We start from the raw sequence: 16,619 nt of genomic DNA on the forward strand, positions 1-16,619 counted from the left end.
GCTCCCACAAGGTCGGTGTCCATCCTGATTCATGTGATTTGACTGTTCGAGGCTTGCATGTCTTTCGATCTCGCCGCACGCCTTGCTGCCCGTCGTGCCGACAATCTCTATCGCCAGCGACCGCTGCTTGAAAGCCCACAAGGGCCGCAAGTGGTGGTCGACGGTCAGCCGTTGCTGGCGTTCTGCAACAACGATTACCTGGGCCTGGCCAATCATCCGCAAGTGATCGAAGCCTGGCGCGCCGGTGCGTCGAAGTGGGGCGTCGGCGGCGGTGCCTCGCATCTGGTGATCGGCCACAGCGGCCCGCATCACGCGCTTGAAGAGGCTTTGGCGGATCTCACCGGACGGCCGCGTGCGCTGTTGTTCACCACCGGTTACATGGCCAACCTTGGCGCGGTCACCGCATTGGTCGGGCAGGGCGATACGGTGCTGGAAGACCGGCTCAACCATGCGTCTTTGCTGGATGCCGGATTGTTGTCCGGCGCGCGCTTCAATCGTTATCTGCACAACGACGCCGACAGCCTCGCCAAGCGTCTGGAGAAAGCCACCGGCAATACGCTGGTGGTCACTGACGGCGTGTTCAGCATGGACGGCGACCTCGCCGATCTGCCGGCGCTGGCCCGGGAAACCAAGGCCAAAGGTGCGTGGCTGATGGTTGACGACGCTCACGGTTTCGGTCCGCTGGGGACAAACGGTGGCGGAATCGTCGAGCATTTCGGTTTGAGCCAGGAGGATGTGCCGGTGCTGGTCGGCACGCTCGGCAAAGCGTTCGGTACGGCGGGTGCGTTCGTCGCCGGCAGTGAGGAGCTGATCGAAAGCCTTATCCAGTTCGCCCGTCCGTACATCTACACCACCAGCCAGCCGCCGGCGCTGGCCTGCGCGACCTTGAAGAGCCTCGAACTGCTGCGCAGCGAGCACTGGCGTCGAGAGCATCTGCAAACGCTGATCCGCCAGTTCCGCTATGGCGCCGAGCAGATAGGTCTGGAACTGATGGACAGCTTCACGCCGATTCAGCCGATCCTGATCGGCGATGCCGGTCGCGCTGTGCGTCTGTCGCAGATGCTGCGCGAGCGTGGGCTGATGGTCACCGCGATCCGCCCGCCGACCGTGCCTGCCGGCAGCGCGCGGTTGCGGGTGACGCTGACCGCTGCCCACAGCGAGGCGCAGGTGCAGCTATTGTTAGAAGGACTGGCCGATTGCTTTGCGCAACTCAAGTCGGAGCCAAGCCATGCGTGATCGCCTGATTCTGCTACCGGGTTGGGGCCTCGGCGTTTCGCCGCTGGAGCCGCTGGCCGCTGCGTTGCGCGGACTCGACGAACACCTGCAGGTCGACATCGAGCCGTTGCCGGAGCTGGACTCCAGCGATCTGCAAGACTGGCTCGACGAGCTCGATGAGCGCATCTCCGAAGATGCCTGGCTCGGTGGCTGGTCACTGGGAGGCATGCTCGCGTCCGAGCTGGCGGCGCGGCGTGGCGAACATTGCTGCGGCTTGCTGACCCTGGCGAGCAATCCTTCGTTTGTCGCCCATGAACAGTGGCCGAGCGCGATGCCCGGCGAGACCTTCGATGCGTTTCTGGCCGGCTGCGGCGCCGACCCGCGCACGACTCTCAAACGATTCTCTCTGCTGTGCGCCCAGGGCGCGCAAGACGCGCGTGGCTTGTCGCGGCTGTTGCTCGGCGGCACGCCGAATACCTCGCCGGCCGCGTTGATGGCCGGTCTGGAATTGTTGGCGCAGATCGATACGCGCGATGCCTTGCAGGCGTTTCGTGGCCCGCAATTGCATCTGTTCGGAGGGCTGGACGGGTTGGTGCCGGCGGAGGCCGCGGGCGAGTTGTTCGCGTTGCTGGCAGATGTCGAAGTGGGTCTGATCGAGCAGGCCAGCCATGCGTTTCTTCTGGAAGACCCCCACGGTGTGGCCGGTGCGATCCAGGCGTTTTTAAGTGAGTGCGGTGATGACTGATTTGTCTGTTGCGGCGTTGCCCGGCGGCTTGCCTGACAAGCGCCAGGTCGCGGCTTCTTTTTCTCGCGCAGCGGCCAGCTATGACAGCGTCGCGGAGTTGCAGCGCGATGTCGGTACGCAGTTGATGAATCGCTTGCCGGTGGATTTTCGGCCGGCACGCTGGCTGGATCTGGGCTGCGGCACCGGGTATTTCACTCGGGCACTGGCCGAGCGATTTGGTGAGGGGCTGGCGCTGGATATCGCGGAGGGCATGCTCAATCACGCGCGGCCGTTGGGTGGGGCCATGCACTTTATTGCTGGCGATGCCGAACGTTTACCGTTGCAGGATTCGACGTGTGATCTGATCTTCTCCAGCCTCGCCGTGCAGTGGTGCGCGGACTTCGAAGCGGTGCTCGGCGAAGCGTTTCGGGTGCTGAAACCGGGGGGGATTTTCGCGTTTGCTAGTCTTTGTGCAGGGACGCTGTACGAATTGCGCGACAGCTGGCGTCAGGTCGATGGTCTGGTGCACGTCAACCGCTTCCGCGAGTTCGCCCGCTACGAGCAATTGTGCTCGGCCAGTGGTTTGCGCAGTGTTTGTCTGGAGAACCGGCCGCATGTGCTGCATTACCCGGATGTGCGCAGCCTGACCCATGAAATCAAGGCCTTGGGTGCGCATAACCTGAACCCCGGCCGGCCGGGCGGATTGACCGGTCGGGCGCGGATTCTGGGGCTGGTCGAAGCCTATGAGCAGTTCCGTCAGCCGCAGGGCTTGCCGGCGACTTATCAGGTGGTCTACGCCGTGTTGGAGAAACCCTTATGAGCGCAGCCTATTTCATCACCGGAACCGACACTGACGTTGGCAAGACCACCGTCGCCGCCGGGTTGCTGCACGCTGCGCGGTCGGCGGGGCTGAGTACGGCGGCGGGCAAACCGGTGGCGTCCGGTTGTGTGGTGACGCCCAGAGGTTTGCGCAATTCCGATGCGCTGGCGTTGCAGGCCGAATGCTCGTTGCCGCTGACGTATCAACAGGTCAACCCGGTGGCGTTCGAGCCGGCGATCGCGCCGCATCTGGCAGCGCGCGAGGCGGGTGTGGCGCTGACCGTGCAATCGTTGCTGGCGCCGATGCGCGAGATTCTGGCCATGAATGCCGACTTCACGCTGATCGAAGGCGCGGGCGGCTGGCGGGTGCCGTTGGCGGATCAGGACAATCTGTCGGATCTGGCGATTGCGCTGAAGCTGCCTGTGATTCTGGTGGTCGGCGTGCGTCTGGGTTGCATCAGCCATGCGTTGCTGACGGCCGAGGCGATTGCCCGGGACGGGCTGCAACTGGCGGGATGGGTGGCGAATATCATTGATCCGAAGACGTCGCGGCTGGAGGAAAACCTCGCGACACTGGCCGAGCGGATTCCGGCGCCGTGCCTGGGGCGGGTGCCGAAACTCAAGGCGGTCAGCGCCGAAGCGGTCGCCGATCACTTGCAACTGGATCTGCTCGACTGATTTTGGCTATGACAAGGCACTGTGCCATTAGTGTTTTTGACGGGTGTTTTTCTGATGCCTCTGGTTCAATGGCACCCATTGATCCTTCCCAAGGATGAGAGCTCCCATGGAAATCTCCGGAAACACAGCTTTTTATGCAGGTCTGAGCACCATTCAGACCGGGCAGAACCGCGTCGATCAGGCCGCCAGCCAGATCGCCAGCAGCACCATCGAGCGTTCGGTTACCAGCCAGTCTTCGGAAGTACAGGTCGATCGTCTGCGTTCCGTGGATCGCGCCCAGCAATCGGACCTGTCGAGCAACATGGTCGAGATGGCTCAAGGCAAGTTTCAGGCGGAACTGGGTGTGAAAGTCGCCAAGGCATCCGATGAAATGCTCGGTACGATCATCGATACGTTTGCCTGATTTTTTGATCTGCGCTTTGCCAGACGCCGCGACTGTTCGCGGCGTTTTTCGTTGTAAGTCCTTCTCCCTCAACTAATCTTTTTTCAGTGCACATGGCTCGGTCGGGCGTATGTCGTGTTGCTGTGTCCGGCGTTCGGAAAATGTGATGACGAATGGCAAAAGAACGACGCTTGACAAGATTTCGGCGTAAACGTATGTTTCAAACAACTGTTTGACCGTCACAACAAATCAACGCGGTCGTTCATTCCCGGTTACATCAGCAGAGGTTTATCGCTATGCCTGACTACAAGGCCCCCTTGCGTGATATTCGCTTCGTTCGTGACGAACTGCTCGGCTACGAAGCGCACTATCAGAGCCTTCCAGCGTGTGCAGAGGCAACGCCGGACATGGTTGACGCCATTCTCGAAGAGGGCGCCAAGTTTTGTGAGCAGGTGCTGGCACCGCTGAACCGCGTGGGTGACACCGAAGGCTGCACCTGGAGCGAGTCCGGCGTGAAAACCCCGACCGGCTTCAAAGAGGCCTACAAGCAATTCGTCGAAGGCGGCTGGCCAAGCCTGGCCCATGACGTCGAGCACGGCGGTCAAGGCCTGCCTGAGTCGCTGGGTCTGGCAGTCAGCGAAATGGTCGGCGAAGCCAACTGGTCCTGGGGCATGTACCCGGGCCTGTCGCACGGCGCGATGAACACCATCTCCGAGCACGGCACCCCAGAACAGCAAGAAGCCTATCTGACCAAACTGGTCTCCGGTGAGTGGACCGGCACCATGTGCCTGACCGAGCCGCACTGCGGCACCGACCTGGGCATGCTGCGCACCAAGGCCGAACCTCAGGCCGACGGTTCCTACAAAGTTTCCGGCACCAAGATCTTCATCTCGGCCGGTGAACACGACATGGCCGACAACATCGTCCACATCGTACTGGCCCGCCTGCCGGACGCACCGGCCGGCACCAAAGGCATTTCCCTGTTCATCGTTCCGAAGTTCCTGCCGAACGCCGACGGCACCGTCGGTGCGCGTAATGCCGTGACCTGCGGTTCGATCGAACACAAGATGGGCATCCACGGCAACGCGACCTGCGTGATGAACTTCGACGGCGCGACCGGTTTCCTGATCGGCCCGGCGAACAAAGGCCTGAACTGCATGTTCACCTTCATGAACACCGCACGTCTGGGTACCGCACTGCAAGGTCTGGCCCACGCCGAAATAGGCTTCCAGGGTGGCCTCAAATACGCTCGCGATCGCCTGCAAATGCGTTCCCTGACTGGCCCGAAAGCGCCGGACAAGGCTGCTGACCCGATCATCGTTCACCCAGACGTACGCCGCATGCTGTTGACCATGAAGGCATTCGCCGAAGGCAACCGTGCGATGGTGTACTTCACCGCCAAGCAGGTCGACATCGTCAAATACGGCGTGGACGAAGAAGAGAAAAAGAAAGCCGACGCACTGCTGGCCTTCATGACTCCGATCGCCAAAGCGTTCATGACCGAAGTCGGTTTCGAATCCGCCAACCACGGCGTGCAGATCTACGGCGGCCACGGCTTCATCGCCGAGTGGGGCATGGAGCAGAACGTTCGCGACAGCCGCATCTCGATGCTGTACGAAGGCACCACCGGTATCCAGGCACTCGACCTGCTGGGCCGTAAAGTGCTGATGACTCAAGGCGAGGCTCTGAAAGGCTTCACCAAGATCGTCCACAAGTTCTGCCAGAACAACGAAGGCAACGAAGCCGTTAAAGAATTCGTCGCACCGTTGGCTGCACTGAACAAAGAGTGGGGCGAGCTGACCATGAAGGTCGGTATGGCCGCCATGAAAGATCGTGAAGAAGTCGGCGCGGCCTCCGTGGACTACCTGATGTACTCCGGTTACGCCTGCCTGGCCTACTTCTGGGCTGACATGGCGCGTCTGGCTGCTGAAAAACTGGCTGCCGGCACCACCGACGAGGCGTTCTACACCGCCAAGCTGCAAACCGCGCGCTTCTACTTCCAGCGCATCCTGCCGCGTACCCGTACGCACGTGGCCACCATGCTGTCGGGCGCCAACAACCTGATGGACATGAAAGAAGAAGACTTCGCACTGGGCTACTAAGCCTTAACGCAGTCCTTCAAAAAACCGCTGCTCCTTCGGGGGCAGCGGTTTTTTTGTGCCCGGATTTCCCCAATCCCGGGGCTGATTCCCCAGCATTGATGACAGCTCCGCTCAGCTGAACCGCTGTGCTTATTGATTCAAGATGTTTCCAGAAGAGTGGCCAATTAATTGCACTGCCCGAATTACCGGTGCTAACCAGAACTGCCTGCTCAAAGAAGCAAGACGCCCGGCACTTAACAACAACAGTCAGGGTGAAGCCTATGAACATCAGTCGACTCGCTCGTTTGACCTTCTGGTTACCCGTTGCGCTATCAGTCCACAGCGCATGGGCCGCCGACCCCGCCGAAGTCGATCCCCCGGTGCCGGAAGTCCCTTCGCTGCAATCTTTGCGCGGGATGGTGCCCCCCGATCCGTCCGGGACCGAGGGCGGACGCAAGGTCGACCTGATGACCGACTACGTGCTCAATCGCCAGGCCGCGATCCTGCTGGGCAAGGCGCTGTTCTGGGACATGGAAATCGGCAGCGATGGCTCTACGGCCTGCGCGTCCTGTCACTACCACGCCGGCGTCGACCACCGCATCACCAACCAGCTCAACCCCGGCCAGGCACACACCAACGCCAATGTCGCGTCGATCTTCAACAAGCCGTTTGTAGCCTCGGACATTCCCGGTGATGTGGCGTCCTACGCGACGTTGTCCGGAGGCAAGGGCGGCCCGAACTACACGCTGAAGAAAACCGACTTCCCGACCCACGTGCTGAGCAATCCCCTGGAGCGCAACTCGCCCATCGTGTACTCGACGGACGATGTGGTTGGCTCGCAAGGCGTGTTCGACGCCAACTTCGTCAAACCCAACCAGCCGCGTTTCGACAAATGCACCCAACAGCCGGACGGTCTGTTTCAGGTCGGCGGCATCAACGTTCGCCGCAGCACCGGGCGCAATGCGCCGTCGGTGATCAACGCCGCGTTCAACGTGCGCAACTTCTGGGACGGTCGGGCCAATAACGTCTTCAACGGTTTCTCGCCGTTCGGCAATCGCGATCCGGATGCCGGGATCTACGTGACCAGCGAACGCAGCACGGTCGCCACCAAAGTGCGGCTGGCGCTCAACGACGCCTCTGCCGCCTCGCAAGCCGTCGGCCCGCCCGGCAGCCCGGTGGAAATGTCCTGCGGTGGCCGTACCTTTGCCGACATCGGTCGCAGGATGCTCGACACGTTGATGCTCAAGCAGCAACGAATTTCGTCTACCGACTCGGTGCTGGCTCCGGTATCCGGCGCGCGGCGGCCGACCTATCGCGAGCTGATCAAGAACGCCTTCCAGCCTAGGCTGTGGAACGCCACGCAAAACGTTCTGGTGGGCGGTGCGCCGTACACCCAGATGGAGGCCAACTTCCCGCTGTTCTTCGGCCTGGCGATCCAGATGTATGAGGCCACGCTGGTGTCCGATCAGGCGCCGATCGATGCTTACCTGCAGGGCGATCACACGGCAATGAACGCGCAACAGGTGGAGGGCATGAACCTGTTTCTCGGCAAGGGCAAATGCGTCAATTGCCACGGCGGGCCGGAGTTGACTAACGCCGCCAGCCGCCTGCTGATGCATCCGCGCGAACGCATCGAACGGATGGTGATGGCCGACAACCTGACCACTCTTTACGACAACGGCTTCTACAACACCGGTGTGCGTCCGACCTCGGAAGATCTGGCACTTGGCGGCGCGGATGCGTGGGGCAATCCTTGGTCGTTCACCCGGCAGTACAACAGCGTGCTGCAGGGCGGCCGGTCGGTGGATCCGCTGGACGTCGATGTCTGCACGTTCGAGGCGCCGTTGAGCGCGGCGATTCCGTGCGATGCCACGCTCAAGCCGAATGTCGGGTTCCGCGATTCGGTCGATGGCGCGTTCAAGACGCCGACCCTGCGCAACATCGCCCTGACCGGCCCGTATTTCCACAACGGCAGCCGCTCGACGCTTAAACAGGTGATGGAGTTCTACAACCGTGGCGGTGACCGGCGCGGCGAAGACGCCAACAACACCAGCGGCTTCGAGCATCCGGCGGTGAACCAGCACAACACGTCCAACCTCGATCCGGACATGACGGCGCTGAACCTGACGCCTGCCGAAATCGATGCCGTGGTGAAATTCATGGAAGTCGGCCTGACCGATCCGCGCGTGGCCTGGGAACGCGCACCGTTCGATCATCCATCGCTGGTGATCCCGCAGGGCCATATCGGCGACGAGAATGCCGTGACCCAGCGCCCGGCCAGTCCGAAAGTCACGACCCGTCAGGCGATGGACGCCTCGCTCAACCTCAAGCCTTACGGCGCTGAAGGCCGGCCGGCGGCAGAGGGGCCATTACATCCGTTCTACAACGATCTCTGAGCATAAAAACACACCATGGCCATCAAGAATGATGGCCATGGTGGCCGTCTGGCGGCCATTGCGCAAAAAACCTGACTAAATCCCTCAGCAACCGCCGATTTCGGCCGTTAAAGAGACAGCCTGTGATCTGGATCACATTGTGTGTGCTTAACTGGCCACATTGCAGGCACAATGCCATCTCTTTGCCATGACGGGTCGGAGCTTTTACCCTTGCCGCGTTCTTCCGCTGTACGTTTCAGTCATTTCCTACCTTCACTGCTGTTGTTGCTCGCGGGGTTGGCGGCTGCGTACGTCAAAGACCTCAACGTGTTCTTCACTTCTCTGTTTAACGTGTTGCCGACCTTGGTGCTGCTGTTGGGCGGTTCGTACTGTGCGGTTTACCGACGCCAGCGCGAGCTGTTTCTGATGGTCACGGTGTACATCGCCTACTTCCTGCTCGACACCCAGACCGACTATTACCGTGACAACGGCAAGGTGCGCGAAGACGCGGCCGTGGTGTTCCATCTTGTCTGCCTGCTGTTGCCCTTGTTGTTCGGATTGTTCGCCGCGTGGCAGGAACGCACGCACCTGTTTCAGGATATGGTCGCACGCTTCGCCGTGCTGCTGGCCTTTGGCAGCGTGGCGCTGGGGCTGGAGCAAAGTTATCCGCAGGCGTTGCTGATGTGGCTTTCCGAGATCCGCTGGCCGGCGCTGCACGGCGCGTGGATGAGCCTGATCCAGTTGTCGTATCCGGTGTTCATCTCGGCGTTCCTGCTGCTGGCCTGGCAATACTGGCGCAACCCGCGTCCGCTGCACGCGGCGCAACTGGTGGGGTTGCTCGGGGTGTTCTGGATGCTGCCGAAAACCTTCATCCTGCCGTTTACCCTGAACATCATGTGCAGCCAGGTCATGCTGATGATTGCGGCGGCGGTAGCGCACGAGGCTTATCAAATGGCCTTCCGCGACGAACTCACCGGCCTGCCGGGCCGCCGTGCACTCAACGAGCGCATGCAGCGTCTGGGGCGCAACTATGTGCTGGCGATGAGCGACGTCGATCACTTCAAGAAATTCAACGACACCCACGGCCACGACGTGGGGGATCAGGTCCTGCGGCTGGTCGCCAGCAAGCTGTCCAAAATCAGCGGCGGCGGTAGGGCTTATCGCTATGGCGGTGAGGAATTCGCCCTGGTGTTTGCGGGCAAGACTCTTGAAGAGTGCATGCCGCACCTGGAAGTCATCCGTGAGTCGATTGCGTCCTACAACATCCAGCTGCGAAATCAGGAAAGCCGCCCGCAGGATGATCAGCAGGGCCGTCAGCGTCGCTCGGGGTCGGGCGCGTCCAGCGTGTCGGTCACCGTCAGCATCGGCGTGGCCGAACGTCTGGAACAGCGCACCCCGGAAGAGGTGCTGAAATCCGCCGACCAGGCCCTCTACAGCGCCAAGGGCGCAGGCCGTAACTGCGTGATGGCGTTCGGTCAGAACCGCCGTGGCGCGGTGCGCATGGACAACGCCGCAGGTTGAGTGATGACGGCGCATTCAGCGTCTGGACAGTGATTGTGGGGCAGGGTGGCCGGCAGTAGGTTGAAGCAATCTGCTGAAGGAGAAGCCACCATGCCCGAGTACAAAGCTCCCCTGCGCGACATGCGCTTTCTGATCGACCACGTCTTTGACTTCCACACTCAGTACGCGGCCCTCGGCGCCCACGACGCCAGCCCGGACATGATCAACGCGATCCTCGACGAGGGCGCGAAGTTCTGTGAGAACGTTCTGGCACCGCTCAATCGCAGCGGCGACGAAGAGGGCTGCCATTTCGATAATGGCGTGGTGACAACGCCTACAGGCTTCAAGCAGGCCTTCGCACAATACGTGGAAGGTGGCTGGCACGGTCTGGCGGCAGATCCGGCTTACGGTGGCCAGGGCCTGCCGAGTTCGCTGGGGCTGGTGATCAGCGAAATGGTCGCCTCCAGCAACACCTCGTGGGGCATGTACCCGGGCCTGACTCACGGCGCCATGTCGGCGATCCACGCCCACGGCACCGAAGAACAGAAAAACACCTATCTGCGCAAACTCACGGCGGGCCAGTGGACCGGCACCATGTGCCTGACCGAAGCCCATTGCGGCACCGATCTGGGCATCATCAAGACCCGCGCCGTGCCTCAGGCCGACGGCAGTTATGCAGTGACCGGCAGCAAGATTTTCATCTCCGCCGGCGAGCACGACATGAGTGACAACATCATTCATCTGGTGTTGGCCAAACTGCCGGACGCACCGGCCGGGACCAAGGGGATTTCGCTGTTCATCGTGCCGAAATTTCTCCCGGACACATCCGGTGAGGCGGGCGAGCGCAACGGCGTTTCCTGCGGTTCGATCGAACACAAGATGGGCATCAAGGCTTCGGCCACCTGTGTGTTGAACTTCGACGACGCCAAAGGCTTCCTGATCGGCGAGCCGAACAAGGGCCTGAACTGCATGTTCACCATGATGAACCACGCGCGCCTCGGCACCGGGATGCAGGGCCTGTGTCTGGGCGAGGCGAGTTTCCAGGGCGCAATCAAATACGCCAACGACCGTCTGCAGATGCGTGCCCTGACTGGTGCCAAAGCTCCGGACAAACCGGCTGACCCGATCATCGTCCACCCGGACGTGCGGCGCATGCTGCTGACGATGAAAGCTTTCAACGAGGGCAACCGCGCGCTGACTTATTTCACCGCGCAGATGCTTGATGTCGCGCACTTGAGCGCGGACGCCGAGGCGCGTCAGGAGGCCGAAGACCTGTTGGCGTTCCTGACCCCGATCTGCAAGGCGTTCATGACCGACACCGGGCTGGAAGTGACCAACCACGGCATGCAGGTGTTCGGTGGCCACGGATTTATCCGCGAGTGGGGCATGGAACAACTGGTTCGCGATTGCCGGATCGCGCCGATCTATGAGGGAACCAACGGCATTCAGGCGCTGGATCTGCTCGGGCGCAAAGTGCTGGGCAGTCAGGGCAAGCTGCTGCGCAACTTCACCAAGATCGTCCACAAATTCTGCGCGGCCAACGCCGGGCATCCGCAACTTGGCGAGTTTGTCGCGCAGCTCGATGGCCTCAATCAGCAGTGGGGCGACCTGACCATGAAGGTCGGTATGGCCGCGATGAAGAACCCGGATGAAGTCGGCGCCGCGTCGGTGGATTACCTGATGTACAGCGGTTACATCGTTCTCGGCTACCTGTGGCTGCGCATGGCGCTGGTTGCCCAGGCGCAGCTGGAGTCGAGTGAGGGTGATGGTGATTTCTGCCAGGGCAAACTGGCGACGTGCGAGTTTTACTTCAAGCGGTTGCTGCCGCGCACCGCTGCGCATCGTGCGGCGATCGAGGCGGGCAGCGATTGCCTGATGAAACTGCCGGCGCAGTTGTTCGCGCTGTAACACGGCACTGTTAAACAAAAGAGCCCGCTGATTGCGGGCTTCTTTATGGTTGATTGCTGATGACTAAAAATAACAAATCAGTCACCGCCTGACCCTATGTGTCGCAAAAGTTGTTGGGTTACACTCCAGCTCAACGAAATCACCCTTCCACGAATCACCTGTTTAGATCTTTGCGAGGTTTGCCATGGCTGACTACAAAGCGCCGCTGCGCGATATGCGCTTCGTCCTCAATGAAGTGTTCGAAGTCGCCAAACTCTGGGCCGAACTGCCGGCCCTGGCCGAGACCGTGGACGCGGAAACCGTTGAAGCCATTCTCGAAGAGGCCGGCAAGGTCACCAGCAAAAGCATCGCGCCCCTGAGCCGTGCCGCCGACGAAGAAGGCTGCCACTGGGCCGACGGTGCCGTCACCACGCCGGCCGGTTTCCCACAGGCCTATCAGACTTATGCCGAAGGCGGCTGGGTCGGTGTTGGTGGTGATCCGGCTTACGGCGGCATGGGCATGCCCAAAGCCGTCTCGGCTCAGGTCGAAGAAATGGTCAACTCCGCCAGCCTGTCCTTCGGTCTGTATCCGATGCTGACCGCCGGCGCGTGCCTGTCGATCAATGCCCACGCCAGCGAAGAGCTGAAAGCCGCTTACCTGCCGAACATGTACGCCGGCGTCTGGGCCGGCTCCATGTGCCTGACCGAGCCGCATGCCGGCACCGACCTGGGCATCATCCGCACCAAAGCCGAACCTCAGGCCGACGGCTCCTACAAGGTCAGCGGCACCAAGATCTTCATCACCGGCGGTGAGCACGACCTGACCGAAAACATCATCCACCTGGTGCTGGCCAAACTGCCGGACGCACCCGCTGGGCCGAAGGGCATTTCACTGTTCCTGGTGCCGAAGTTCATGGTCAATGCCGATGGCAGCCTGGGCGCGCGCAACCCGGCGAACTGCGGTTCGATCGAACACAAGATGGGCATCCAGGCGTCCGCCACTTGCGTGATGAACTTCGACGAAGCGGTGGGTTACCTGGTCGGCGAGCCGAACAAGGGCTTGGCGGCGATGTTCACCATGATGAACTACGAGCGTCTGGGCGTCGGCATTCAGGGCCTGGCCACCGGCGAGCGTTCCTACCAGAACGCCATCGAATACGCCCGTGACCGCCTGCAAAGCCGTTCGCCGACCGGCGCGCAGAACAAGGACAAGGTGGCCGACCCGATCATCGTCCACCCGGACGTGCGTCGCATGTTGCTGACCATGAAAGCCTCGAACGAAGGCGGTCGTGCGTTCTCCACCTACGTGGCGATGCAACTCGATACCGCCAAGTTCAGCGAAGACGCCGCCACCCGCAAACGTGCGGAAGATCTGGTGGCCTTGCTGACACCAGTGGCCAAGGCGTTCCTGACCGATCTGGGTCTGGAAACCACCGTACACGGCCAGCAGATCTTCGGCGGCCACGGCTACATCCGTGAGTGGGGCCAGGAGCAACTGGTGCGTGACGTGCGCATCACCCAGATCTACGAAGGCACCAACGGCATTCAGGCACTGGACCTGGTGGGTCGCAAGATCGTCGGCAGCGGCGGTGCGTTCTACAAGCTGTTCGCCGACGAGATCCGCCATTTCACCGCCACCGCCAGTGCCGATCTGGGCGAGTTCACCAAGCCGCTGAATGACGCCGTCGACACCCTCGACGAGCTGACCTCGTGGCTGTTGGACCGGGCGAAAACCAACCCGAACGAAATCGGCGCGGCATCGGTCGAGTATCTGCAAGCGTTCGGCTACACCGCTTACGCCTACATGTGGGCACTGATGGCCAAGGCATCGCTGGGCAAAGAAGCGCAGGACGATTTCTATGCGAGCAAACTCGGCACGGCGCGGTTCTATTTCGCCCGTCTGCTGCCGCGGATTCACTCGTTGAGCGCGTCGGTGAAGGCCGGCAGCGAGTCGCTGTTCCTGCTGGACGCTGCGCAGTTCTGATGATGTAACGTCATGTAAGCGATCTCTTACATGACGTGCTGCTGTTCTCCCATAGGCGTAGATTGGATCCAGAGCTAATCTACTTTCCATGGACGTCGCGCAGGAAGCGCAAAGCAACAACACGGACACGTAGGATTCTGCCAGGGTGGCGGAGTGAAATGGATGTCAGGGAAACAGTCTGCAAAGCCCCGCTTCGGCGGGGTTTTCTTATGCCCGCAGAAAAGTTTTCAGCTCAACGCGTCCAGCGGCGGCGCCCCTTTCAGCGGTTTGTCCTCACGCTGCATCACCTCTTCCAGCAACGTTCGCAGCAAGGCCAATGGCGCCTGCTGGCGTTGCACATCGCGACACACCAGCCCGACCTTCAACGGCACGCGCGGCTCACTCAATGGTTTCCACAGCAGGTCCTGATCGTCGTACTCTTTTTGCGAACGACCGGGCAGCACCGTCGCCAGACGGGTATGCGGAAGGCTGTCGAGAATTCCCACCATATTGTTCAATTCGGCCTGCACTTGCGGGCGTCGTCCGAGGCTGGCCAGTTGCGCCTGCCAGATCTGGCGGATCTGAAATTCCTCACCCAGCAACAACATCGGCAATTCAGCGGCCTGACTCATCGAGACTTTCTTGAATTCCCGCAGCGGATGATCCGCCGGGATGACCAGCGTCAGTTCATCTTCGTACAACATCACGCCGTGCAGACCCGGTTGGCGTGGCGGCAGATAGCTGATGCCGATGTCCAGTGAGCCGTTGAGCAGTCGCCGCTCGATCTCAAGCCCCGTCAGTTCATAAATCTGCACCACCAGATGCGGCTGGGCCTTGCGCACTCTCTCCAGCATTTGCGGCACCAGGCTGGTGTGCACGGTTTGCAGCACGCCGATCGCCAATGTGCGCAGTGCCTGACCCTTGAAGTTGCCCAGCGCCTCACGCGCCCGCTGCAAGCCGTCGAGCAGTGGCAAGGCGTGGTTGTACAAGGTGTGGGCGGCGAGGGTCGGCAGCAGGCGTTTGCTGCTGCGTTCGAACAGGGTGACGTCGAGGTTTTGTTCCAGCTGGCGAATCTGCTGGGACAGCGCGGGCTGAGAGATCGACAGGCGCTCGGCGGCACGCCCGACATGTCCTTCTTCGTAGACCGCGACGAAATAACGCAGTTGTTTGAAATCCATAAGTAATTCTTATCAAAAATGCTGGGAAATCGAAATGGCTCGAAGACAGGAACAGGCCTAGTCTAACCGCATTCACAAGGCTTACAGGGCCGGAAAGCGCAATGACCAGCGTTTGTTTTGAAAGTGTTTACATAGGCAGTTCAAAAAACCTCGATCGAGGTTTTTTTCAATGAATCTGTTCAGTTTGCGGCGCCAGACGCCGAGCCTCGATGACCTGGCTTTTGAAACCCAGGAATCGGACGTTTCTGATGGCCTGAATGCCGAACGTCTCATGCCCAGCGTCGAGCGCCCACAACAGGTATTCGTTCGCGGCCAGGGCTCCTGGCTATGGGACAGCAATGATCGCGCCTACCTGGACTTTTCCCAGGCCGGTGGCGCCAACAGCCTCGGCCACAGCCCTTCGGCGCTGGTCAAGGCCATCGCCAATCAAGCCCAGGCTCTGATCAATCCCGGCTTCAATCTGCACAACCGCGGCATGCTCAGCCTCGCCGAGCGCCTTTGTGCCAGCACTTCCAGCGATCAGGTGTATCTGCTCAACAGTGGCAGTGAGGCCTGTGAGGCGGCGATCAAACTGGCGCGCAAATGGGGCCAGCTGCATCGCAGTGGCGCCTCGCGGATCATTGTCGCCAGACAAGGCTGTCACGGGCGTAGTCTGGCGACGATTTCGGCGTCAGACAGTTGCAACCTACAAAACCGCTTCGAACCGTTGCTGCCGGGTTTCGATCTGGTGCCGTTCAACGACCTGCCAGCGCTGCACGCGGCAGTCGATGCACAGACGGTGGCAATCATGCTCGAACCGATCCAGAGCGATGCCGGGGTGATTCCAGCGACCGAGCATTACCTCAAGGGTGTCGAGCGCTTGTGCCGTGAGTTGGGGATTCTGCTGATTCTCGATGAGGTTCAGACCGGCATCGGCCGTTGCGGCACCTTGCTCGCCGAACAATCCTACGGCGTGCGCGCCGATATCGTCGTGCTCGGCAAGGGCCTCGGTGGTGGCGTGCCACTGGCGGCGCTGCTGGCGCGAGGCAAGGCCTGCTGTTTCGACTCCGGCGAGTTGGGCGGCACTCATCACGGCAACGCGCTGATGACCGCCGCAGGGCTGGTGGTGCTCGACAGCGTGCAAGACCGCGCATTCCTCGAACAAATCCGGGACAACGGCCAGCATCTGCGCGAAGGGCTCGCCCGTCTGGCCCATCGTTATGAACACGGCGAGTTGCGCGGGCAAGGGCTGTTCTGGGGACTGACCCTGTCGGAAGACTCCGCCGAGGCCGTCGTCAAAGCCGCGCTGCATGAGGGCTTGCTGCTCAACGCCCCACAGGCCAACTGCCTGCGCTTCACCCCGGCGCTCAACGTCAGCAAGGCCAACATCGACGAAATGCTCCTGCGTCTGGCCCGCGCCTTCTCCCGGGTACGCACCGCGCAGCTGCAATGCCGCAAAGGGATTGCCGTCTGAACTGAAGTTTCCCACCCGAATTCAAGAACCGTCTCGCGGTATAACGCACGCCCCACGCCTGATTCTTTTGGCGTGGGCGTTTTTTTGTGGCCGGATAATGGCAATCAGATGGCGAGATTGCGGTTTGCACTGAACCCTGACGAACGGCACAGGTCGATTAGCTTGTATGGCTCAGGTGAGCCAACCCCAATCAGGAGCTGCCCCATGGACTTTATCCGCATCATCATCGCCATTCTGTTGCCGCCACTGGGTGTGTTTCTGCAGGTCGGGTTCGGCGGCGCGTTCTGGCTGAACATTCTGCTGACGTTGTGCGGTTATATCCCGGGGATCGTGCACGCGGTGTACATCATCGCCAAGCGCTGAG

13 protein-coding genes are annotated in these 16,619 nt (G+C 61.1%); 12 read left to right on the forward strand and 1 reads right to left on the reverse strand.

Going from position 1 to position 16,619, the window contains the following annotated elements; genetic code table 11:
- Positions 1-57: 57 nt before the first annotated feature.
- The 10 genes from bioF (at position 58) to L6D82_RS06475 (ending at position 13,645) form a co-directional block, all read left to right on the forward strand.
- Positions 58-1,236, forward strand: coding sequence for an 8-amino-7-oxononanoate synthase (gene bioF, locus L6D82_RS06430; protein ID WP_102685704.1), 1,179 nt, complete (start codon positions 58-60; stop codon positions 1,234-1,236).
- Entirely contained in the window at positions 1,229-1,960 is a 732-nt protein-coding gene (locus L6D82_RS06435; protein WP_236188403.1) for an alpha/beta fold hydrolase, read from the forward strand. Before bioF ends, L6D82_RS06435 begins: the two co-directional genes overlap by 8 nt.
- On the forward strand, positions 1,953-2,759 hold the full coding sequence (gene bioC, locus L6D82_RS06440; RefSeq protein WP_236188405.1) for a malonyl-ACP O-methyltransferase BioC: 807 nt from the start codon (positions 1,953-1,955) through the stop codon (positions 2,757-2,759). Before L6D82_RS06435 ends, bioC begins: the two co-directional genes overlap by 8 nt.
- The gene (gene bioD / locus L6D82_RS06445; protein ID WP_007959854.1) at positions 2,756-3,436 is read left to right on the forward strand and encodes a dethiobiotin synthase; all 681 of its coding nucleotides are present in this window, start codon (positions 2,756-2,758) and stop codon (positions 3,434-3,436) included. Before bioC ends, bioD begins: the two co-directional genes overlap by 4 nt.
- Before the next feature lie 106 nt (positions 3,437-3,542).
- Positions 3,543-3,839: a pyrroloquinoline quinone biosynthesis protein PqqE gene (locus L6D82_RS06450; RefSeq protein WP_085612954.1), complete on the forward strand. Its 297-nt coding sequence runs from the start codon at positions 3,543-3,545 to the stop codon at positions 3,837-3,839.
- Positions 3,840-4,114: 275 nt separating this feature from the next.
- Complete coding sequence (locus tag L6D82_RS06455) at positions 4,115-5,920, forward strand: phenylacyl-CoA dehydrogenase (protein WP_074692190.1); 1,806 nt, start codon at positions 4,115-4,117, stop codon at positions 5,918-5,920.
- A 260-nt stretch (positions 5,921-6,180) separates the two neighbouring features.
- Positions 6,181-8,295, forward strand: coding sequence for a cytochrome-c peroxidase (locus L6D82_RS06460; protein ID WP_236188407.1), 2,115 nt, complete (start codon positions 6,181-6,183; stop codon positions 8,293-8,295).
- A gap of 210 nt (positions 8,296-8,505) precedes the next feature.
- Positions 8,506-9,795: a GGDEF domain-containing protein gene (locus tag L6D82_RS06465; protein ID WP_007959861.1), complete on the forward strand. Its 1,290-nt coding sequence runs from the start codon at positions 8,506-8,508 to the stop codon at positions 9,793-9,795.
- A gap of 90 nt (positions 9,796-9,885) precedes the next feature.
- Positions 9,886-11,682: an acyl-CoA dehydrogenase C-terminal domain-containing protein gene (locus tag L6D82_RS06470; protein WP_236188408.1), complete on the forward strand. Its 1,797-nt coding sequence runs from the start codon at positions 9,886-9,888 to the stop codon at positions 11,680-11,682.
- Positions 11,683-11,866: 184 nt separating this feature from the next.
- Complete coding sequence (locus L6D82_RS06475) at positions 11,867-13,645, forward strand: acyl-CoA dehydrogenase C-terminal domain-containing protein (protein ID WP_102685698.1); 1,779 nt, start codon at positions 11,867-11,869, stop codon at positions 13,643-13,645.
- 227 nt (positions 13,646-13,872) lie between these two features.
- Here the strand turns inward: L6D82_RS06475 and L6D82_RS06480 are convergent, their stop codons facing one another.
- Positions 13,873-14,802, reverse strand: coding sequence for a LysR family transcriptional regulator (locus L6D82_RS06480; RefSeq protein ID WP_085746606.1), 930 nt, complete (start codon positions 14,800-14,802; stop codon positions 13,873-13,875).
- Between the two features lie 169 nt (positions 14,803-14,971).
- Between L6D82_RS06480 and L6D82_RS06485 the strand changes: the two genes are divergently transcribed.
- A complete protein-coding gene (locus L6D82_RS06485; RefSeq protein ID WP_236188410.1) occupies positions 14,972-16,255 on the forward strand; it encodes an aspartate aminotransferase family protein in 1,284 nt (427 codons plus the stop codon).
- Positions 16,256-16,459: 204 nt separating this feature from the next.
- Positions 16,460-16,618: a YqaE/Pmp3 family membrane protein gene (locus tag L6D82_RS06490; protein WP_003228885.1), complete on the forward strand. Its 159-nt coding sequence runs from the start codon at positions 16,460-16,462 to the stop codon at positions 16,616-16,618.
- The last annotated feature ends 1 nt before the right edge of the window (position 16,619 follow it).

It is taken from the genome of Pseudomonas paraglycinae, assembly GCF_021601625.1.
GTDB classification, from domain to species: domain Bacteria; phylum Pseudomonadota; class Gammaproteobacteria; order Pseudomonadales; family Pseudomonadaceae; genus Aquipseudomonas; species Aquipseudomonas paraglycinae.

Excerpts from the sequence above, each read along its gene's own strand:
- L6D82_RS06450 (WP_085612954.1), top strand. The coding sequence starts at position 3,543 with ATGGAAATCTCCGGAAACACAGCTTTTTATGCAGGTCTGAGCACCATT.
- L6D82_RS06475 (WP_102685698.1), top strand. The coding sequence starts at position 11,867 with ATGGCTGACTACAAAGCGCCGCTGCGCGATATGCGCTTCGTCCTCAAT.
- bioF (WP_102685704.1), top strand. The coding sequence starts at position 58 with ATGTCTTTCGATCTCGCCGCACGCCTTGCTGCCCGTCGTGCCGACAAT.
- L6D82_RS06460 (WP_236188407.1), top strand. The coding sequence starts at position 6,181 with ATGAACATCAGTCGACTCGCTCGTTTGACCTTCTGGTTACCCGTTGCG.
- L6D82_RS06480 (WP_085746606.1), bottom strand. The coding sequence starts at position 14,802 with ATGGATTTCAAACAACTGCGTTATTTCGTCGCGGTCTACGAAGAAGGA.
- L6D82_RS06490 (WP_003228885.1), top strand. The coding sequence starts at position 16,460 with ATGGACTTTATCCGCATCATCATCGCCATTCTGTTGCCGCCACTGGGT.
- L6D82_RS06435 (WP_236188403.1), top strand. The coding sequence starts at position 1,229 with ATGCGTGATCGCCTGATTCTGCTACCGGGTTGGGGCCTCGGCGTTTCG.
- L6D82_RS06455 (WP_074692190.1), top strand. The coding sequence starts at position 4,115 with ATGCCTGACTACAAGGCCCCCTTGCGTGATATTCGCTTCGTTCGTGAC.
- L6D82_RS06470 (WP_236188408.1), top strand. The coding sequence starts at position 9,886 with ATGCCCGAGTACAAAGCTCCCCTGCGCGACATGCGCTTTCTGATCGAC.
- bioC (WP_236188405.1), top strand. The coding sequence starts at position 1,953 with ATGACTGATTTGTCTGTTGCGGCGTTGCCCGGCGGCTTGCCTGACAAG.
- L6D82_RS06485 (WP_236188410.1), top strand. The coding sequence starts at position 14,972 with ATGAATCTGTTCAGTTTGCGGCGCCAGACGCCGAGCCTCGATGACCTG.
- bioD (WP_007959854.1), top strand. The coding sequence starts at position 2,756 with ATGAGCGCAGCCTATTTCATCACCGGAACCGACACTGACGTTGGCAAG.